Origin of the sequence: Rhodococcus sp. APC 3903, assembly GCF_030407755.1 — a bacterium.
Taxonomy (GTDB): Bacteria; Actinomycetota; Actinomycetes; order Mycobacteriales; family Mycobacteriaceae; genus Rhodococcus_F; species Rhodococcus_F erythropolis.
Genome location: NZ_JASDCV010000013.1, coordinates 195822 through 213535 on the forward strand (window position 1 = coordinate 195822; position 17714 = coordinate 213535).

Here is a 17714-nt window from a genome sequence, read left to right on the forward strand (position 1 = left end):
GTCGTAGTCTCGGCCCGCCGCGGTTGCTCGGTGATCAAGCGCTCAAATCATGAGGTGCTCAGCCGAATTCGATCGAGGTGTTGATTTCCTCCACCTGGTTGGAGGTCTGCATGTTCGTCGTGTCGGTGAACTGATTCGCAAAGCTGACCAGGTAGACCGGCGAGTTGTCGTCGGCTTGGTAAGCGACGACTGTCATGACGGCGTAGAGCGGAACGTCCAGGTTTGGGGCGGTCCAGGTTCCGGAGAGGCGGAACCCCTGCTGTCCGTCGACGTCGATCTCGGTGTACTTCACCTCGGTCCATCCGTCGAGGGTGGCGATCGTTTCACGCGCAGCGGCAAGAACCTCGTCTTTTGTTGCGGTGCCTTGGTTTTCGACCGTCACGGTGGTGTTCGGCATGAAACCGCTGGGTTCCTGGCTGTTGCTGGACAACGCATCCGTAACGCCGGCAGGGATGTTCTCGCCGTGAGTCCAGCTCGGCGGGAGGCTGACGCTGATGCTCGGCGCTTCGGGGTCGTCGCCGGTTTCGATCGTCGTCCGCTCGCCGATGAACGGTGTTCCGTCCCGCAAAGTCGGCGTCGCGGGAGCGGCAGACGACGAGGATGCAGAACTTTCGGAAGCGGTGGTCTCACTGGTGTTGGTATCACTGGAGACAGCGTCGCCGCTTTCCGAACTGCTGCATCCGGACAGGACGAGTGCAGCAGTGATCAGTGACGCTATTCCGAGAGCAAGTGTGCTGCTCTTAGGGCTCATAGTGTGACAGTCCTTCAGGTTCTGGCGACGGCCGAGCGCCGCCGGCAGCATTGCTGGCGCGGCTGAGACTATCAGCGCTAGGGCGGCCTGGTAGTGGCCTTCAAGGTAATGGTGCTGCCGGGCCGCAGCTGTGCCAGCGACGCAATCCCAGCGTCGGAAACGACGGCGATGACCGGGTATCCGCCAGTCACGGGATGGTCGGCCAGAAATACGACGGGCTGGCCGCCTGGCGGCACCTGGATGGATCCCATCACGACGCCTTCGCTCGGCAATTCCTCGGTGCGTGAGCGATGTAAAGGCCCTTGGCCCTGTAACCGGACCCCGACTCGGTTGGTGTGTTCGGTGACTTTCCACGTGGTGTGAAGGAGCGCGTGAACGGATGCGGCGGTGAACCAGGAATTTCGGGGGCCGAGCGTGATCTCGATCGGAACTGCGCCGAGTGCAGATGCCGGCGGTGGAATCAACTCTTCGGTGGGCCACGTCCCTTCCTCTGCCCCGAGGAGGAGTAGATCACCGGCGGCGAGCGGCGGCGGCCCGAGCCCGGAGAGCGTGTCGGTGGATCTACTGCCGAGTACCTGTGGGACGTCGACGCCACCGCGCGCAGAGATGTACGTTCTCAACCCGGTTGTGCTGTAACCCAATTCGATAGTGCTGCCACCGCCCAGGTGGATGCTCGCGTAGTCAGGTGCCGGCCGTCCGTCGACGGCCAGCGGCACCCGCGCGCCTGTCACTGCCACCGTCATCGAACCGACGGCCCGCATCGCAAAACCCCCAGTGGTGACTTCGATGGTTGCTGCTCGAAAAGTGTTGCCTACGAGTCTGTTCGCGCTGTCGTGCGAGATCATGTCGACGGCGCCGGATCTGCCGACCCCGAGAGCGCCGTAGCCTCTCCGCCCGCGGTCCTGAACTGTGGCGAGCGGGCCGGTACGCACTACCTCGAGCCAGGCCATGAATCCATTGTCCCGCAACAACGCGGTGAAGACACCAAAATCATGCTTGCACCGAAATCATGCACGGACAAAGGTGACTGTGGTGCCGGGTAGAAGCAGCGCCGGCGGGCGGCGCTCGGCATCCCACACCGACAGTTCCGTCGTTCCGATCAACTGCCAGCCGCCCGGGGAGCTACGCGGGTAGACGCCCGAGAACGGTCCGGCCAACCCGACTGCACCGGCCGGGACCTGCCTGCGCGGGTCCGATCGACGTGGAACTTCGAGCTTTCTCTCGTTGCTGGTCAGATACGCGAAGCCGGGGGCGAAACCGATGAACGCGACGGTCCACGACGCAGACGTGTGAGCCTCGATGACACCGTCGACCCCGAGTCCGGTCAGCTTGCCCACTTCGACGAGATCGCCGCCGTCGTAGCGGACCGGAATCGCGACAGCAGGCCAGCTCTCGTCTGCTGTGAGTTCGATCGGTACGGCCCCACGTACCCATTTCTCCACGAGTTTGTGCCCGGTGATCGTGTTGTCGTACTCGATCAGGATGGTTCGCGCCGCGGGAATCAGATCGATCACTCCGGGGATTCGACTGGCGTCGAGAGCCCTGAAGTTGCCCAGCACGCTCGGCAGTTCGTCGTACTCGACGAGGACTGCGGATTCACCGGCGGGCAGGATCGTGATCATGTGAACGGTGTGATCTCGACGTCGGAGGATTCGAGGAGATCGCGGATCGCTGCGGCCAAGTCGACGGCTGCCGGACTGTCACCGTGTACGCACACCGACTCCGCGGTGATTTTGAGGGTGCTCCCGTCGACCGCATCCAACTCGCCGTCGACGACCATTCGCCGAACCCGTTCTGCAACAAGCGCCGGGTCGTTCAGAACGGCGCCCGACTCGGTGCGGGGGACCAAAGTGCCTTCTGCCGTGTACGCGCGATCGGCAAAAGCCTCGGCGACCACGTCGAGGCCGGCTTCGCGCGCCTCTTCCAGAAACACCGAACCAGGTAGTCCGAGAACAGGTAGCGAACTGTCGTAGGCAACGACGGCGGCGACCACAGCCCGCGCCTGCCGTCGGTGATGGACTATTGCGTTGTAAAGCGCGCCGTGGGGTTTGACGTACGTGACCCGCGATCCGGCGACACGAGCCAAACCGTCGAGTGCCCCTATTTGATAAATGACGTCGGCGGTGAGGTCTTTCGGGGACATGTCGATGAAGCGTCGGCCGAAACCGGCGAGGTCTCGGTAACCCACCTGCGCGCCGATCCGCACGCCGCGGGTGGCTGCGGATTCGCAAGTAGCCAACAGCGTCGTCGGGTCGCCGGCATGGAATCCGCAGGCGATGTTCGCGCTGGTGACAAGTTCGAGCATGGCGTCGTCGTCGCCCAGGGTCCAGGCTCCGAAGCCCTCGCCGAGGTCGCTGTTCAGATCAACGCTGTAGCCCATACCTCGATTCTAGGTAGGTATGGGCTCTCGGTGTTCAGGCGTGCGCCGGAATCCGTCCCGCATTCTTGCGACGTGCGGATCCGAAGAGTCGGCATATCAGGTAGATCACGAACGAGACCGAGGTGACGAAACTCGAGACGGGAACGCCGGGTGCAAGCGAGAGAAGGATGCCGCCGACGGCTGCCAGTTCGGCGAACACGACGGAGAGAATTGTCGCCTTGAGTGGGCTTGCCGTGACGTACGCGGCGGCCGCTGCGGGGGTGATCAGCAGCGACATCACCAGCAGCGCACCGACGATCTGTACGCCGAGTGCTGCGGTGATGCCGACCAACACGGCGAACACGATCGACAGTGCCCGAACCGGAACACCGCGAGCTGCAGCAACTTCGGGGTCGGTGCTCGCGAACAGCAAAGGGCGGTAGATGAATCCGAGTGTGCCGATCACGATGACCGCGCACAGCAGCAGAAGTTCGAGACCGCTGTTTCCCGGCGCCACGATCTGTCCGACCAACAGTGAGAAGCTGGTTCCCGTGCGACCGTCGTACGCCCAGAGGAACAACACCGACAAGCCGAGACCGAAAGCCATGATCACGCCGATCACCGAATCTCGGTCCCGCGCTTTGGCTCCGAGCAGCCCGAACAGCACTGCTGCGACCACGGATCCGACGATGGCACCGAAGCCGACGCCCACACCGACGAGAAGTGCGGCGGATGCGCCCGTCAGTGACAGCTCACTCGTTCCGTGCACCGAGAACGACATCTGACGGCTCACGATCAGCGGCCCGATGATGCCTGCCAACAATCCGAGGATGGCACCGGCAATCAACGCCTGTTGGACGAAGTCGTACTGCAGTAGGTCGACGGTGGCGGACACGTCGAACATCCGCGACATCGCGTCGGTGAACTTGTTACTCACTGGTGGTGATCCTCATCAGAATGGTGAACGCCTTCTCCCGGGCGTAGTCCGCCTGCGCTGCCGAGCGCGTCGATGGCGTCTCCGGTGCCGATCACGACGAGGCGGCCACGAACCTGCAACACTTCGACGTCGGTGTTGTACAGATCCGAGAGAACCTCGGACGTCATCACTTCGGCCGGCGTCCCGATCCGGAATTTGCCGTCCACCAGATAGAGCACTCGATCGACCAACGGCAGGATCGGATTGATCTCGTGCGTCACGAACAGCACTGCGGTGTCATGGCTGCGCCGACGCTTGTCGATCAGCGTCGAGACCAGGTGCTGGTTGGCGAGGTCGAGGCTGAGCAGCGGCTCGTCGCACAGCAGGATCCGCGGGTCGCCGACCAAAGCCTGCGCGATCCGCAGTCGCTGCTGCTCACCGCCGGACATGGAACCGATGGGAGCGTCGGCAAACGACTGGGCGCTGACCTGTGCGATGGCGTCGTCGACGATCTTGCGGCGACGACCCCGACGCAGTAGGCCAGTACCCCACTGGTGACCGTCGACGCCGAGGCCGACCAGGTCGCGGCCGCGGAGCGGGAGGCCGTCGTCGATGGATTTCTGCTGCGGGATGTACCCGACGTGTGAGTTCCCGGCCCGTGCCGGCGTGCCGACGATCTGGGCGCTACCGCCGCTGAGTTGTAGTTGGCCCAGCAGAATCTTCAGGAGCGAGGTCTTGCCCGACCCGTTCGGCCCGAGTACGGCGATGAACTCACCTGGCTGTACCTCGAGATCGAGCCCGTCCCACAATGTGCGGGCGCCGAAGGACAATCGAGCGTCCTTCAGCGTCACAGCGGGCACGGAGGCCTTTGAAGGCACGGTGTTATCAGAAGGCACGGTGTTACCAGGGGGCACAGGAGTATTCGCGGAAGTTTCTGTCACAAGCCGATCGGTTCTTCTCGGAAATGGTGGGGCAAATAATTACTGGGCAGAGAGGGCGTTTGCGAGCGACTCCGCGGTCTGCGTCTGCCACTGAATGTAGTCCAGGCCCTCGGGGAGAGTCTCCGTAACCTCGACGACGGGCACTCCGGCGGTTTCGGCTGTGGTGCGCATGTCCTGGGTCACTTTGTCCTGCGTCTGGATGTTGTAGACCAGTGCGCGGGCCTGCTTCTCCGAGAGGAGCTGGCGCGTTGCGGCGATTGCGGCCGGTGAAGGATCGTTGCCGTCTTCGATGGCACTGGTGAACTCTTCGGGAGTTGCGTCCTTCAGTTCAGCTGCGACCAGGAGGTAGTGCGCGATCGGCTCGGTCTGCGCCACCGGTGCGCCCGCGTGGGCAGCGGCGATGGAATCGGTGATCGCTGTGACGCCGGCGAGCTTCTGGCTGTATGCCTTCGCGTTGTCCTCGTAGGTCGCCGCGTTGTCCGGATCGAGAGCGCTCAGCTGATCGGCAACCGAATGTGCGACGGCGTCGACGGTCGGAATGTCGAACCAGACGTGTTCGTTGACTGCGCCGTGGGTGTGACCGTCATGCGATTCGCCCGCGGTTTCGCCGGCGTGGATGCCACCGTCGAGCAGGTTGTAGGCGTTGACCGTCTTCTGCTCACCCTTGCCCGCGTCGAGGACGTCGGTGATGAACTGGTCGTAGCCGCCGCCGTTGTAGACGACAAGCGATGCGTCGGTGATCTTGGCGGCATCGGCTGGAGTCGCCTCGAACGAGTGCGGGTCCGCGGATGGCTCGTTGATGATCGACGTCACGGTCAGCTTGTCACCGGCGACGGCCTGCGCGACGTCGCCCCACACGTTCGTCGATGCGACGACGGTGATGCCTTCGTCTTTCGACGAGCTGGAGCTGCACGCGGTGAGCGCGAATGCTGCGGCGACCGAGACGGCCGCGAGGGCGGTGGCGGTGCGGAATTTCGACGACGAACGCACGTGCTTTTCTCCTGAACAAAGGCTGGGCTAAATGCTATTGGAAACCGTTACCGTTACACATTAGCGCATAGTCGCTGGTAGTTCACCTTCGGTTCAGCCCCAACGCGCCGTCTGCGGGCACTACGGCTAACGTCCGTTTATGCCCCGGTCCCGTCAGCCACGCCGTCAAGCCACTTTGGCGTCGCTTGCCGCCGAGCTCAATGTGTCGAGAACTACAGTCTCGAACGCGTACAACCGACCCGATCAGCTCTCCGTCGAGCTGCGGGATCGAGTGCTCCAAGCGGCCAAGCGACGCGGATATCCCGGACCCGATCCGGTCGCCCGCTCCTTGCGAACTCGCAAAGCCGGTGCCGTCGGTCTTCTGCTCACCGAAGCACTCAGTTATTCGTTCCGCGACCCGGCCGCCATGAGCTTCCTTGCCGGTCTCTCGGAATCGTGTGAGGACGCCGGCCAGGGCTTGCTGCTCATCCCGGCCGGGCCCGGCCGCGACGAGGTGGATGCTGCAGCCGTGGTCCAGCAGGCGGGCGTCGACGGCTTCGTCGTCTACTCCGTGGCCGACGACGATCCGTATCTCGCTGCCGTGCTCGAGCGTCACATTCCGATCGTGGTGTGCGACCAGCCGCGCGAGATTCCCGGTGCATCCCTCGTGGGCATCGACGACCGCGCTGCCATGCGCAAGGTCGCCGATTACCTCATCGGGCTCGGCCACCGTGACATCGGCGTGCTCTGCATGAGGCTGGGGCGCGACCGGATGGACGGCGTTGTCAGCCAGGAACGACTCAAGTCCCCGCACTTCCACGTCCAGCGTGAGCGGATCGAAGGAGTGCGCGACGCGATGGTGGCGTCCGACATGGACCCACTCTCACTCACGGTGATCGAGCGGTACGTCCACACATCGCAGTCCGGGCACTCGGCGGCGGCGGAAGCTCTCGCGACCAACCCTGAGATCACCGCACTGGTCTGTACCACCGACGTGCTGGCTCTCGGCGCCTTGGACTGGGCGCGCTGGCAGGGCATCGATGTACCTGGCCAACTCTCTATCACCGGATTCGACGGCGTCGACGAGGCGCTGCGCGAATCACTGACAACGGTGCGCCAGCCCCAGGAAGAGAAGGGCCGGCGCGCCGGTGCGCTCCTGATGTCGCCGTCTGGATCCGGCGTTCCGATAGTCGAGATGCTCGACACCGAACTACTGGCTGGGCGAACATCAGGTCGGATCAAGGGGTAGCGCTCACGCCAGGAGTTGGGCGCAGCGCAACAATCCCAGATGGCTGTACGCCTGGGGATGGTTGCCCAGCGAGCGTTCCGCGATGGGGTCGTACTCCTCCGCGAGTAGTCCGGTGGGACCCGCCGCCGCGACCAACTGATCGAACAGTGCCTCTGCTTGCAGGCGTTGTCCGATCAGTAGGTAGGCCTCGACGAGCCAGGCGGCGCAGAGGTGGAACCCACCTTCGATGCCGGGCAAACCGTCGTCGTGATGGTATCGGTATACCGTTGAGCCGCTGCGTAGTTCAGCCTCGGTGGCTACGACGGTCGCTGCAAAGCGCGGATCCGTCGGATCGATCAGTCCCGACAGTCCGATGTGCAGAGTAGCGGCGTCGAGATCGGTACCGTCGTAGGCCGCGGTGTACGACTGGACGTCGTCCTTCCAGCCTTTGTGTCGTACTTCGTCGGCGATCTGGTCACGCAGTTCCGCCCACTCGGGCAGAGCCTCGCGAGAAAAGCGGGTAGCAAGATCGACGGCGCGGTCGACGGTGACCCAACCCATCACCTTGGAATAGACGTGGTGGCGTGGGTTGTCGCGAATTTCCCAGATGCCGTGATCGGGTTCGAACCAGCGTCGCTGCACTGCTTCGACCATGGCGCACACCAGTTCCCAGTCGCGGTCACTCAAAGGATCGGGGGCACCGGCCTTTTCGCGTGCATTCGCCAGTTCGACGATCAGCTCGACGATCGGGCCGAACACGTCCAGTTGAACCTGCTGATTCGCGGCGTTTCCGACGCGGACCGGCCTGGAGCCGGCGTATCCGGGAAGTGAATCGATGACGGCCTCTGGCGGTAGCGAAGTCCCGTAGAGCGTGTAGAGGGGGTGCAGGCGCTCGGGTCCCGGCAGTGTTTCGAGCACGCGGTGGACCCAGTCGAGGTAGTTCTCGGCTTCGTCGGTGGATCCGACGCTCACGAGAGCTGTTGCGGTGAGGGCGGCATCGCGCAACCAGCAGTAGCGGTAGTCCCAGTTGCGGACTCCGCCGATCTCTTCCGGCAGGGATGTTGTGGCGGCGGCCATTATGGAACCGGAATCGGCATGAACCAGCCCGCGCAAGGTCAGCGCAGAGCGTTTCATCAAGTCCGGCTTCAGCTTCGGCAGTTCGAGCGTCTTGGCCCAATCGGACCAGTATGCCTCCGAGGTCGCTCGACGCTCGAGTTCCGGAACTTCGGAAGGGCCGAGTTCTTCTGTTCCACAGCGCAATTCGAGTACGACGTCACCCTTGGACGGTTCGACGATGGCGTGGGCAGTCTGCTGGTTTCCGTCGGTTGCGATGTTCCACAGCACACCAGGGGAGCGGAGCACGTACGGCTCGTTGGTGCCGAGGACCCGAATGCCCTCGTCGACGACCTCGAGCGTGACCTGACCCTGGCCGAACTCGGGACGGGGTGCAAACGAGACGATCGCGTCTGCCTGACCGGAAATGATGCGGGTCAGGTCGGTTCGCCCCTGCGGGACGTCGTGGGGGAGGTAGTCGGTGACGGACAGGCTCGCCCAGCGGGTCTGAACGGTCATCGTGCTGTCGATGTACTTCTGGCTCAGTGGCAACGCTGTGCGGCGAGGCCCGACCGAGAAGTGGCCTGCCCCGGTTCCGCCGAGAAGGTGCGCGAAGACCGCCGCGGAATCCGGTTCCGGGTGACACAACCAGGTCAGCGTCGCATCCGGGGTCACCAAAGCGACGGTCCGCGGACTGGCGAGCATCGAGAGTCGCTCGATGGGCGGAGCGTCGGCACCGGAAAGCCACGTACGACGCTCGTCGAGCAGGAACGCCAGAGCAGCAGCGACATCCTCGGTGCTGTCGACGCGATAGTCGGCGACGGTGTCCCCGCTGCCGACCTTGATTCCGATATCCGGCCCCTGCAGCCTGCTGAACGCCTTTTCGTCGGTCACGTCGTCCCCGATGAAGACGGCAGCGGTAGCGCCGTCCTGATGGCGGATCAAGTCGAGTGCGTGGCCCTTGTCGGTGGCGATGACCGCCAACTCGACCACCGACTTACCCTCGGTGACCTGAACACCCGGCCAGAGGGCCGATTCGGTGCGAACGGCGATGAGCGCCTTCTCGGCGTCGTCGGCGCTGGTGTTGCGTACGTGCAAGGCGACGCTGGCGGGCTTCTTCTCCACAGTTGCGCCGGGGGTATCGGCGGCAATTCGGCCTAACTCGGTGACGATCTCGTCGAGCAGTTTCCTGGCGTCGGCGTCGATCGCGTGAACGAATCCGATGTCGAACTCGGAGCCGTGGCTGCCGACCAATTGCACTTCGGCGGGAAGCCGGGACAGCGCCGCCAGATCCTTGAGGGCGCGGCCCGAGATCACGGCAGCAGTCGTCGACGCCAGGCTGGCGAGGGAGCGGAGCGCACGCACCGTTTCCGCGCGGGGATACGCCTTGTCCGGGTTGGCGACGATGGGTGCCATCGTCCCGTCGTAGTCGGAGGCTACGAGCAGACGCGGCGTGCGTGCCACGCCCGACAGCGCTCGGCGGAGTTCGATGGACAGATCTTGTGCGCTCACCTCTTCAAATCTAGGTGATGCAGCGACTCCTGGCTCGATACGTTTCTGCCAGATCAGTGCAAAAATGACAGATGCGACAAAGGATGTCTATTCGGGTTTCCGAGTTCCGTCACCGAGCAGCAGTTCAACCGTCAATTCCAGTCGATTGGCGACATCGGTAGCCGAAGAACGTCGCGTGAGCCAGGCCACCAAATTGGACAGCCACACATCGGAGATCACGCGCGCGATTGCCAACTGCTCTTCGGTCGGCTCCTCTTCGGTCATCGCTCGTGCGAAGAGGCGGTCCATCAACTGACCCACCTGATCGACCTCTGCCGCTGCGGAGGCGTCGGCGAACATGAACGCGCGAGTCATGGCTTCGGTGAGGAGCGGATCGCGCTGCATCGCGCGGGTGATGAGGCTGAGGATCAGCTGCATCCGCTCGAGCGGGCTGGTTCCAGGTGGGATCTTGCCCTTGGAATCGATCTTCTCGAATTCGCGTGCCAGAGCGGACACCAACAGGTGAACCTTGGACGGGAAGTAGCGATAGAGCGTTCCGACTGCGACGTCGGCGCGCTCGGCCACGGCGCGCATCTGAACAGCCTCGTAGCCGCCCTTGGACGCCAGGGCGAGGGTTGCGTCGAGAATCCGCTTGCGGCGTTCACGTTGCGCGTTGGAGCTGAGATCGTCGTCCCCGAGCGTTGCAGAAGCAACCGCGTTGGAGCGGGATCGGGATGTTGTGGTCATCGACAAATTCCTTCGCGCCTTGACTCTTGGCCAGGTGTCATATTAGAACACGTTCTAAACAATTGTGTCACTTATCGAGAGGCGGGAACCAGTTGTGACAATCGCCACGACCGATGAACAGCGGGCGGTCCAGGAATCGATAGAGGCCTGGGCTCGCTCGGCCACGCCGATGGACATGGTACGCCGTGGACCAGCAGTTTCGTGGCGGGAGAAATGGTCCGAGTTCGCGTCTCTCGGGATATTTTCGGTCGCCGTTCCTGAATCGGTAGGCGGAGCCGGAGCCGAAATCGTCGATCTCGCAGCAATGCTCGAGCAGGCGGCAATCGAACTCGTGCCGGGTCCTGTTCTCACGACTGCGCTTGCAGCTCTGGTGGTTGGGCGTAGTTCGTCGCCCGCTGCCAAACGCTGGTCCGAAATGCTCGCCGACGGTGCGTTGCCGTGCGCTGTCGTATTGGACGAAAGTCCAGTTGCGGCAACGGCGAATGCGTCCGGCGGCATCGAGCTTCATGGCGAAGGAGGTTACGCCTGGGGTGGAGACTCGGGCGTATCGGTCCTCGTGTCGGCAGGCGTGGTGTCCGAAGGTGAAGGCTCGCGTGTCGTCTGGGCTCTCGTCGACGGAGACAGCGAAGGTGTGACCTACGAAGCGGTCGACACGATCGACAAGTCGCGACCACTGGCACGAGTCTCCTTCGACCGAGTGACGGTCGACGCCGACCGAATCCTCGATGACATTGCGCCAGGATCGGTTTCCGATCTAGCGGCGGTACTTGGGGCTGCCGAAGCTGCCGGAATTGCGGCGTGGAGTCTGCGTACTGCGGTGGAGTACGCGAAGATTCGCGAACAATTCGGAAAGCCCATCGGTTCGTTCCAGGCGATCAAACATATCTGTGCCGAAATGCTGTGCCGAGTGGAAAATGCCGGAGCTGTCGCCTGGGACGGTGCGGTCGCTGCCGAGTCGGGCGACGAACTTCCGATCGCGGCGGCGGTGGCGGCCGCGGTGTCTCTGGACGCCGCTGTCGACACGGCAAAGGACTGCATTCAAGTGCTCGGCGGCATCGGATTCACCTGGGAGCACGAGGCGCACTTCTACCTTCGCCGAGCACTGTCGCTCCGGCAGATTCTGGGCGGATCGTCCCGCTGGCGCGCACGCGTCGCTGAATTGACGATCGGCGGTGCACGGCGTCACCTTCAGATCGACTTGAGTGAGCTGGAATCCGACCGGTCCGACATTCGCGAAGAGGTAGCGCAATTGGTGGCGCTGCCCGAATCCGAACAGCGCAACGCGTTGGCCGAATCGGGATACCTTGCGCCGCACTGGCCGAAGCCGTACGGCCGGGGCGCCAAGGCCGCGCAACAGATTTTGATCGAAGAAGAGTTGGCGGCCGTCGGTATCGGCCGACCTGATCTCGTGATCGGGTGGTGGGCAGTTCCCACCATCCTCGAGCACGGCAGTGCGGAGCAGATCGAAAGATTTGCGACACCGACGCTCAAGGGTGAGATCACCTGGTGTCAGCTTTTCAGTGAACCTGGTGCAGGTTCCGATCTTGCCGCGCTGCGTACGACCGCGGAGAAGGTCGACGGCGGTTGGAAGCTGAACGGACAGAAAGTCTGGACTTCGCTTGCACGTGAAGCTGACTGGGCTATCTGCCTCGCCAGAACCGATCGCGAGGTTCCCAAGCACAAGGGCATCACGTACTTCCTTCTCGACATGAAGACAGCCGGGATTCGGATCTCGCCGCTGCGTGAGATCACCGGCGACGCGCTCTTCAACGAAGTCTTCCTCGACGACGTCTTCGTGCCGGACGACTGTGTCGTCGGCCAGCTCGGCGGAGGCTGGAAACTGGCCCGAACAACCCTCGCCAACGAGCGAGTCGCGATGAGCGGGGGCTCTTCGCTCGGCGGTGCGATGGAGGAATTGCTCGAGCTGGCGGGCGATCCCGATCCTGTGGTTGCAGACAAGCTCGGTGGGCTGATCGGAACCGCCATGGTGGGCTCGTTGCTGGAATTGCGCACGACACTGCGGCAATTGGATGGTCAGGATCCGGGCCCGGCGTCGAGCGTCCGCAAGCTGGTGGGCGTGCGCCAGCGTCAGAATGTCGCAGAGTTCGCCATGGAATTGGGTGGCCCAGCCGGATGGGTGGAGGGTCCGCTCTCGCGTGAGTTCCTCAACACGCGATGCCTGTCGATTGCCGGCGGGACCACGCAGATTCTGTTGACCGTCGCCGCGGAGAGAATTCTGGGCCTGCCCCGTGATTAGACGGCGTGAGTAGAGGCCTTTAGAAATGTCCACGTTGGTGATACAACTAGAACACGTTCTACATCAGAGACAGGATTGCCAGCGTGGACTTCACTCCCGATGAAACCCAGGAAGCGGTAGCCGAGGTGGCTACCGCGCTCCTTGCCCGCGAACTGGAGCCGGACGCGCTCTGGGCGGCATTCGCCGAAGCCGACCTGCTCACGTTGGCACTGCCCGAGCGTCTGGGCGGCGAGGGCCTCTCGGTCACCGACGTCGGCTCTCTGCTCGTCGAGGTCGGCCGGGCCGCTGCACCCATTCCGGCTCTCGCGACCCTGGGCTTCGGCGTACTCCCCATCGTTGCTCTGGGGACCGACGCGCAGCAGGACGAATTGCTCACCGGAGTCAGCGCCGGACGGGTGTTCACCGCGGCGCTCGGTGAGCCGGGTCAGCAGTTCCCGGCGCAGCCGTCGACCACCGCCCATCAGTCGGGCGACTGGTATCGCGTCAGCGGGACGGTGCTTGCCGTGCCTTTCGCGGCGAGCGCACACAGAATTCTTGTGCCCACCGACGCCGGAGTCGTGCTCGTCGATCCGACCGCCGCCGGCGTCGCATTGACGCCGACACCCAGTGCGTCCGGCAGTCCGGAGTTCGCAGTCACGATGGACGAGGCAGTCGGTGAACTTCTCGGTGCCGGCGAGGAAGCCGTCCAGACGCTGTACCGGATCGCTACGGCGAGTATCGGAGCCGTTGCAGACGGTTTGGTGTCCGGTGCCGTCGATCTCACTGCGGCACATGTCGGCTCACGCGAGCAATTCGGCAAGCCGCTCGCCACGTTCCAGGCGGTCTCACAGCAGATCGCCGACGCCTATGTCACCTCGCGGACTCTTCACGTCGCGGCGTTGTCGGCGTCCTGGCGCGTGTCGGAGGGCCTGGATGCTCAGTCGGACCTCGACGTCATGGCGTACTGGATCGCCCAGGAAGTACCCGCCACAATGCAGGTGCTTCACCACCTGCACGGCGGTCTGGGCGTCGACGTCACGTATCCGCTTCATCGTTACTACTCGACTGCAAAAGACTTGGCGCGCCTGCTCGGCGGCGCTTCGCAGCGACTCGACCTCGTGGGGGCCCGGTGTTCATCGATCTGACCGACAGTCAGCGCGCATTGCAAGCTGAACTTCGACGCTACTTCTCGACGCTGATCTCGCCCGAGGAGGCCAAGATCATGCGTGTGGAGCGGCATGGCCCTACCTATCGTGAGGTCATCCGTCGTATGGGCAAGGACGGTTGGCTCGGCGTCGGCTGGCCGGTGGAGTACGGCGGACGTGGGTTCGGTGAAGTCGAGCAGCAGATTTTTGTCAACGAGGCTGTGCGGGCGGATGTCCCACTGCCTTCGGTGACGTTGCAGACCGTCGGTCCGACTCTGCAGAAGTACGGCAGCGAGGAGCAGAAGCAGAAATTCCTGCCCGCGATCCTCGCCGGTGAAGTGCACTTCGCGATCGGCTACACCGAACCGGAAGCCGGCACCGACCTTGCAGCCCTGCGTACTTCGGCGACACGAAATGGTGACGAGTACGTCGTCAACGGCCAGAAGATTTTCACCACCGGCGGGCATGACGCCGATTACGTGTGGCTCGCCGTGCGGACCGGATCTGCCGATTCACGGCACCGCGGCATCTCAATCCTGATCATGGATACCAAAGATCCCGGCTACACCTGGACACCAATCATCACTTGCGACGGTGCGCATCACGTCAATGCCACCTACTACGAGGACGTTCGCGTTCCGGCGAACATGCTTGTGGGTGAAGAGAATCAGGGTTGGCGCCTGATCACGACGCAGCTCAACCACGAACGCGTCATGCTCGGTCCGGCAGGTCGTGTCGCAGGGATTTACGACCACGTCTTCGATTGGGCCAAGCGTGAAAACCTGCTTGATCACGTTGACGTACGACGCGCGCTCGGCGAGATTCACGCGACGTATCGCCTCAACGAACTGCTCAACTGGCAAGTGGCATCGAGTGATTCGGAGTCGGTGGACATTGCCGACGCTTCGGCAACCAAAGTATTTGCGACCGAACGCATCCAGCGAGTCGGTCGACTCGCGGAAGAGATCGTCGGACGGTACGGAAATCCGATCGATCCCGAAACGGCTGATCTCATGGAGTGGCTGGACATGCAGATCAAGCGCAACCTGGTGATCACCTTCGGCGGTGGAGTCAACGAGGTGATGCGCGAATTGATCGCTACCGCCGGCCTGAAGCTTCCCCGCGTTCCGAGATAGGAAACAAATCGTGTCAGATCCCATTCTCACTGCTGCCGAGCGGGTTCGAGAGGACGGGCCAAGCGCTCCTCGCGCCGGCCGGGACCCCGTGAACTTGCCGATGATCCGCAACTGGGTCGAGGCGATCGGTGACGAGAACCCGATCTACGTCGACGAATCGGCCGCCCGCGCCGCCGGACACGACGGAATAGTCGCGCCGCCGGCGATGGCGCAGGTATGGACGATGCGCGGTCTGGGGGCAGTTCGAGAAGCCGACGATCCGTTGGGCCGGATGACGGATATTCTCGACGAGGCCGGATTCACGTCCGTCGTCGCGACCAACTGCGATCAGATCTACCACCGCTATTTGAAGCCGGGTGAAGAAGTCACCATCTCCTCGGTGTTGGAAGACGTAGTGGGACCGAAGAAGACAGGTCTTGGTGAAGGGTGGTTCTTCACTACCCGCAGCTTCTGGCGGGTCGGCGAAGAACTGGTCTCGGAGATGATGTTCCGGATCTTGAAGTTCGCGCCGCCGGTAAGTGAGCGCCCCTCCACTGACGTGCCTGCGGACCTGGACGCATCTCGGATGCTGCGCCCGACGGCGTCTCTAGACACACAGTTCTTCTGGGACGGTGTCGCCGCACACGAGTTGCGTATTCAACTGCGTGCGGATGGTTCGGTGCAGCACCCACCCGTGCCCGCGATCTGGAAGGACAAGTCGGAGCAGACCGACTACGTGGTCGCGTCAGGGCGGGGAACGGTCTTCAGTTTTGTCGTTCACCACGCGCCCAAGGTTCCTGGTCGGTCGTTGCCGTTCGTCGTTGCCCTGGTCGAACTGCCTGAGGGTGTGCGGATGCTCGGCGAATTGCGCGGCGTCGATCCCTCGAGTGTGTCGATCGGAATGGAGGTGGAGGCGATCTACCTCGACTTCCCCGGAGACGACGAGACCGGGGGAACTCCCTGGACTTTGTACGCCTGGCAGCCGGTTGGGGCTTCTGCGGTTTCGGCGGTTCCTGCGGTTTCTGCGGGGAAGGAGTGACGATGACTTTGACGACGGATATCACTGTGGGAGAAGTTCTTCCGCAGCTCTCGATTTACGGCGACCCGACGTTTGTGGTCTCGGCAGCACTAGCTACCCGCGACTTTCAGGATGTTCACCACGACCGTGATCTCGCACAGAAACGCGGCTCGAAAGACATTTTTGTCAACATCCTCACCGACACCGGCCTGGTGCAGCGATTCGTGACCGACTGGGCAGGACCGCGGGCAGTACTCACGTCGATCAAGCTGCGCCTCGGGGTCCCGTGGTACGCCTACGACACTTTGACGCTCTCCGGCACGGTGACCTCCTACGACGAGGATCTCGTTTCTCTCGCGGTGGTCGGCAAGAACAGTCTGGGAGATCACATCACTGCGCAGGTCACACTGGCATTTCCGGCGTCGGGCTCGAATGGAGACATTGAAAACGGAGACATTGAATGAGCGCATTGTCCGGCAAGGCCGCGATCGTCGGAATCGGAGCCACGGATTTCTCGAAGGACTCCGGTCGCAGTGAACTGCGACTGGCCGCCGAGGCTGTTCAAGCCGCGTTGGACGACGCCGGTCTGACACCCGCCGACGTCGACGGTCTTACCTCGTTCACCATGGACACCAACACCGAAGTGGCAGTGGCTCGTTCGGTGGGTATCCCGAACCTCAAATTCTTCAGTCGTATTCACTACGGTGGCGGTGCCGCTGCGGCGACGATTCAGCAGGCGGCCATGGCGGTTGCCACTGGCGTCGCGGACGTCGTCGTGGCCTATCGCGCATTCAACGAGCGATCGGGTGCGCGTTTCGGGCAGGTGAACTCCGGCCTTGTGGCGCAGGTCAATTCGTCGGGAACGGACAACGCCTTTTCCTATCCTCACGGATTGGGTACTCCCGCATCGTTTGTCGCGATGGTCGCGCAGCGATACATGCACGTATACGGAGCGTCCAGCGAGGACTTCGGTCGAATCGCCGTAGCGGACCGTAAGCATGCAGCCACCAACCCGAAGGCGTTCTTCTACGGAAAACCGATCACCCTCGAGGACCATCAGAACTCGCGATTCATCGCTGAACCTTTGCATCTCCTCGATTGCTGCCAGGAATCCGACGGCGGCATCGCCATCGTCGTCACCTCGCCAGAACGAGCCAAAGATCTGAAGAACACCCCTGCCGTTATCGCTGCCGCAGCACAGGGCAGCGGGGCAGATCAATACATCATGACCAGCTATTACCGCGACGGTTTGACCGGCCTACCGGAGATGGGCCTTGTCGGCGATCAACTCTGGTCACAAAGTGGGCTGCGCCCGTCGGACATGCAGACGGCGATCTTCTACGACCACTTCACGCCCTATGTTCTGATGCAGCTCGAGGAACTCGGTTTCTGCGGTAGGGGAGAGGCCAAGGACTTCATCGCCGGTGGCGCAATCGAACTCGGAGGCAAGCTTCCGATCAACACCCATGGTGGACAGCTCGGCGAGGCATACATCCACGGGATGAACGGTATCGCCGAGGGAGTTCGGCAGATCCGCGGTACTTCGGTCAACCAGGTCGACTCCGTCGAGAATGTACTGGTGACTGCGGGAACGGGCGTTCCGACATCAGGGCTTGTGCTGACTCGCTGATCGTTGTGAGCACAGCTTCATCAAGCGTCACGGCCTGTTGGCACCGCATCGAGGTCTCCTTCGATGCGGTGCTGGGCCGTGTTCTGTTGTGCCTGAGGTTCTTCTCAGGTTTTGA

The 17714-nt window shown here is 63.0% G+C and carries 16 protein-coding genes; 7 read left to right on the plus strand and 9 right to left on the minus strand.

Going from position 1 to position 17714, the window contains the following annotated elements:
• Nucleotides 1-58 precede the first annotated feature (58 nt).
• From QMA15_RS19940 to QMA15_RS19970, 7 genes are all read right to left on the minus strand, one after another.
• Nucleotides 59-751: an LpqN/LpqT family lipoprotein gene (locus tag QMA15_RS19940; RefSeq protein ID WP_279163049.1), complete on the minus strand. Its 693-nt coding sequence runs from the start codon at nt 749-751 to the stop codon at nt 59-61.
• A 77-nt stretch (nt 752-828) separates the two neighbouring features.
• The gene (locus tag QMA15_RS19945; RefSeq protein ID WP_182261283.1) at nt 829-1701 is read right to left on the minus strand and encodes a biotin-dependent carboxyltransferase family protein; all 873 of its coding nucleotides are present in this window, start codon (nt 1699-1701) and stop codon (nt 829-831) included.
• A gap of 57 nt (nt 1702-1758) precedes the next feature.
• On the minus strand, nt 1759-2373 hold the full coding sequence (locus QMA15_RS19950; RefSeq protein WP_092764586.1) for an allophanate hydrolase subunit 1: 615 nt from the start codon (nt 2371-2373) through the stop codon (nt 1759-1761).
• A complete protein-coding gene (locus QMA15_RS19955) occupies nt 2370-3131 on the minus strand; it encodes a 5-oxoprolinase subunit PxpA (protein ID WP_279163050.1) in 762 nt (253 codons plus the stop codon). Before QMA15_RS19955 ends, QMA15_RS19950 begins: the two co-directional genes overlap by 4 nt.
• 34 nt (nt 3132-3165) lie before the next feature.
• On the minus strand, nt 3166-4047 hold the full coding sequence (locus QMA15_RS19960; protein WP_003945811.1) for a metal ABC transporter permease: 882 nt from the start codon (nt 4045-4047) through the stop codon (nt 3166-3168).
• Complete coding sequence (locus tag QMA15_RS19965) at nt 4044-4904, minus strand: metal ABC transporter ATP-binding protein (RefSeq protein ID WP_029254441.1); 861 nt, start codon at nt 4902-4904, stop codon at nt 4044-4046. Before QMA15_RS19965 ends, QMA15_RS19960 begins: the two co-directional genes overlap by 4 nt.
• Nucleotides 4905-5006: 102 nt before the next feature.
• Nucleotides 5007-5957 (minus strand): zinc ABC transporter substrate-binding protein, encoded by a 951-nt coding sequence (locus tag QMA15_RS19970; RefSeq protein WP_019746850.1) that lies wholly within the window; start codon nt 5955-5957, stop codon nt 5007-5009.
• Between the two features lie 139 nt (nt 5958-6096).
• Here QMA15_RS19970 and QMA15_RS19975 point away from each other — a divergent pair, with 139 nt between their 5' ends.
• Nucleotides 6097-7185, plus strand: coding sequence for a LacI family DNA-binding transcriptional regulator (locus QMA15_RS19975; protein WP_007733995.1), 1089 nt, complete (start codon nt 6097-6099; stop codon nt 7183-7185).
• 3 nt (nt 7186-7188) lie between these two features.
• Here QMA15_RS19975 and otsB read toward each other — a convergent pair whose 3' ends face one another.
• Both otsB and kstR read right to left on the minus strand, forming a co-directional pair.
• Complete coding sequence (otsB, locus tag QMA15_RS19980) at nt 7189-9729, minus strand: trehalose-phosphatase (protein WP_019746851.1); 2541 nt, start codon at nt 9727-9729, stop codon at nt 7189-7191.
• A gap of 87 nt (nt 9730-9816) precedes the next feature.
• Nucleotides 9817-10455, minus strand: coding sequence for a cholesterol catabolism transcriptional regulator KstR (kstR, locus tag QMA15_RS19985; protein ID WP_003945752.1), 639 nt, complete (start codon nt 10453-10455; stop codon nt 9817-9819).
• Between the two features lie 94 nt (nt 10456-10549).
• Between kstR and QMA15_RS19990 the strand changes: the two genes are divergently transcribed.
• The 6 genes from QMA15_RS19990 (at nt 10550) to QMA15_RS20015 (ending at nt 17599) form a co-directional block, all read left to right on the plus strand.
• Nucleotides 10550-12712, plus strand: coding sequence for an acyl-CoA dehydrogenase (locus tag QMA15_RS19990; protein WP_019746852.1), 2163 nt, complete (start codon nt 10550-10552; stop codon nt 12710-12712).
• Nucleotides 12713-12795: 83 nt separating this feature from the next.
• Nucleotides 12796-13836, plus strand: a complete 1041-nt coding sequence (locus QMA15_RS19995; RefSeq protein ID WP_020968401.1) for an acyl-CoA dehydrogenase family protein — start codon at nt 12796-12798, stop codon at nt 13834-13836.
• Entirely contained in the window at nt 13821-14972 is a 1152-nt protein-coding gene (locus tag QMA15_RS20000) for an acyl-CoA dehydrogenase family protein (protein WP_020968402.1), read from the plus strand. Before QMA15_RS19995 ends, QMA15_RS20000 begins: the two co-directional genes overlap by 16 nt.
• Nucleotides 14973-14979: 7 nt before the next feature.
• Nucleotides 14980-15990: a bifunctional MaoC family dehydratase N-terminal/OB-fold nucleic acid binding domain-containing protein gene (locus QMA15_RS20005; protein WP_181447657.1), complete on the plus strand. Its 1011-nt coding sequence runs from the start codon at nt 14980-14982 to the stop codon at nt 15988-15990.
• 2 nt (nt 15991-15992) lie between these two features.
• Complete coding sequence (locus QMA15_RS20010; protein ID WP_020968404.1) at nt 15993-16433, plus strand: MaoC family dehydratase; 441 nt, start codon at nt 15993-15995, stop codon at nt 16431-16433.
• Entirely contained in the window at nt 16430-17599 is a 1170-nt protein-coding gene (locus QMA15_RS20015) for a lipid-transfer protein (RefSeq protein ID WP_019746856.1), read from the plus strand. The genes QMA15_RS20010 and QMA15_RS20015 overlap by 4 nt, the downstream gene beginning before the upstream one ends.
• The last annotated feature ends 115 nt before the right edge of the window (nt 17600-17714 follow it).

Excerpts from the sequence above, each read along its gene's own strand:
- QMA15_RS19940 (WP_279163049.1), bottom strand. The coding sequence starts at position 751 with ATGAGCCCTAAGAGCAGCACACTTGCTCTCGGAATAGCGTCACTGATC.
- QMA15_RS19945 (WP_182261283.1), bottom strand. The coding sequence starts at position 1,701 with ATGGCCTGGCTCGAGGTAGTGCGTACCGGCCCGCTCGCCACAGTTCAG.
- QMA15_RS19950 (WP_092764586.1), bottom strand. The coding sequence starts at position 2,373 with ATGATCACGATCCTGCCCGCCGGTGAATCCGCAGTCCTCGTCGAGTAC.
- QMA15_RS19955 (WP_279163050.1), bottom strand. The coding sequence starts at position 3,131 with ATGGGCTACAGCGTTGATCTGAACAGCGACCTCGGCGAGGGCTTCGGA.
- QMA15_RS19975 (WP_007733995.1), top strand. The coding sequence starts at position 6,097 with ATGCCCCGGTCCCGTCAGCCACGCCGTCAAGCCACTTTGGCGTCGCTT.
- kstR (WP_003945752.1), bottom strand. The coding sequence starts at position 10,455 with ATGACCACAACATCCCGATCCCGCTCCAACGCGGTTGCTTCTGCAACG.
- QMA15_RS20010 (WP_020968404.1), top strand. The coding sequence starts at position 15,993 with ATGACTTTGACGACGGATATCACTGTGGGAGAAGTTCTTCCGCAGCTC.
- QMA15_RS20015 (WP_019746856.1), top strand. The coding sequence starts at position 16,430 with ATGAGCGCATTGTCCGGCAAGGCCGCGATCGTCGGAATCGGAGCCACG.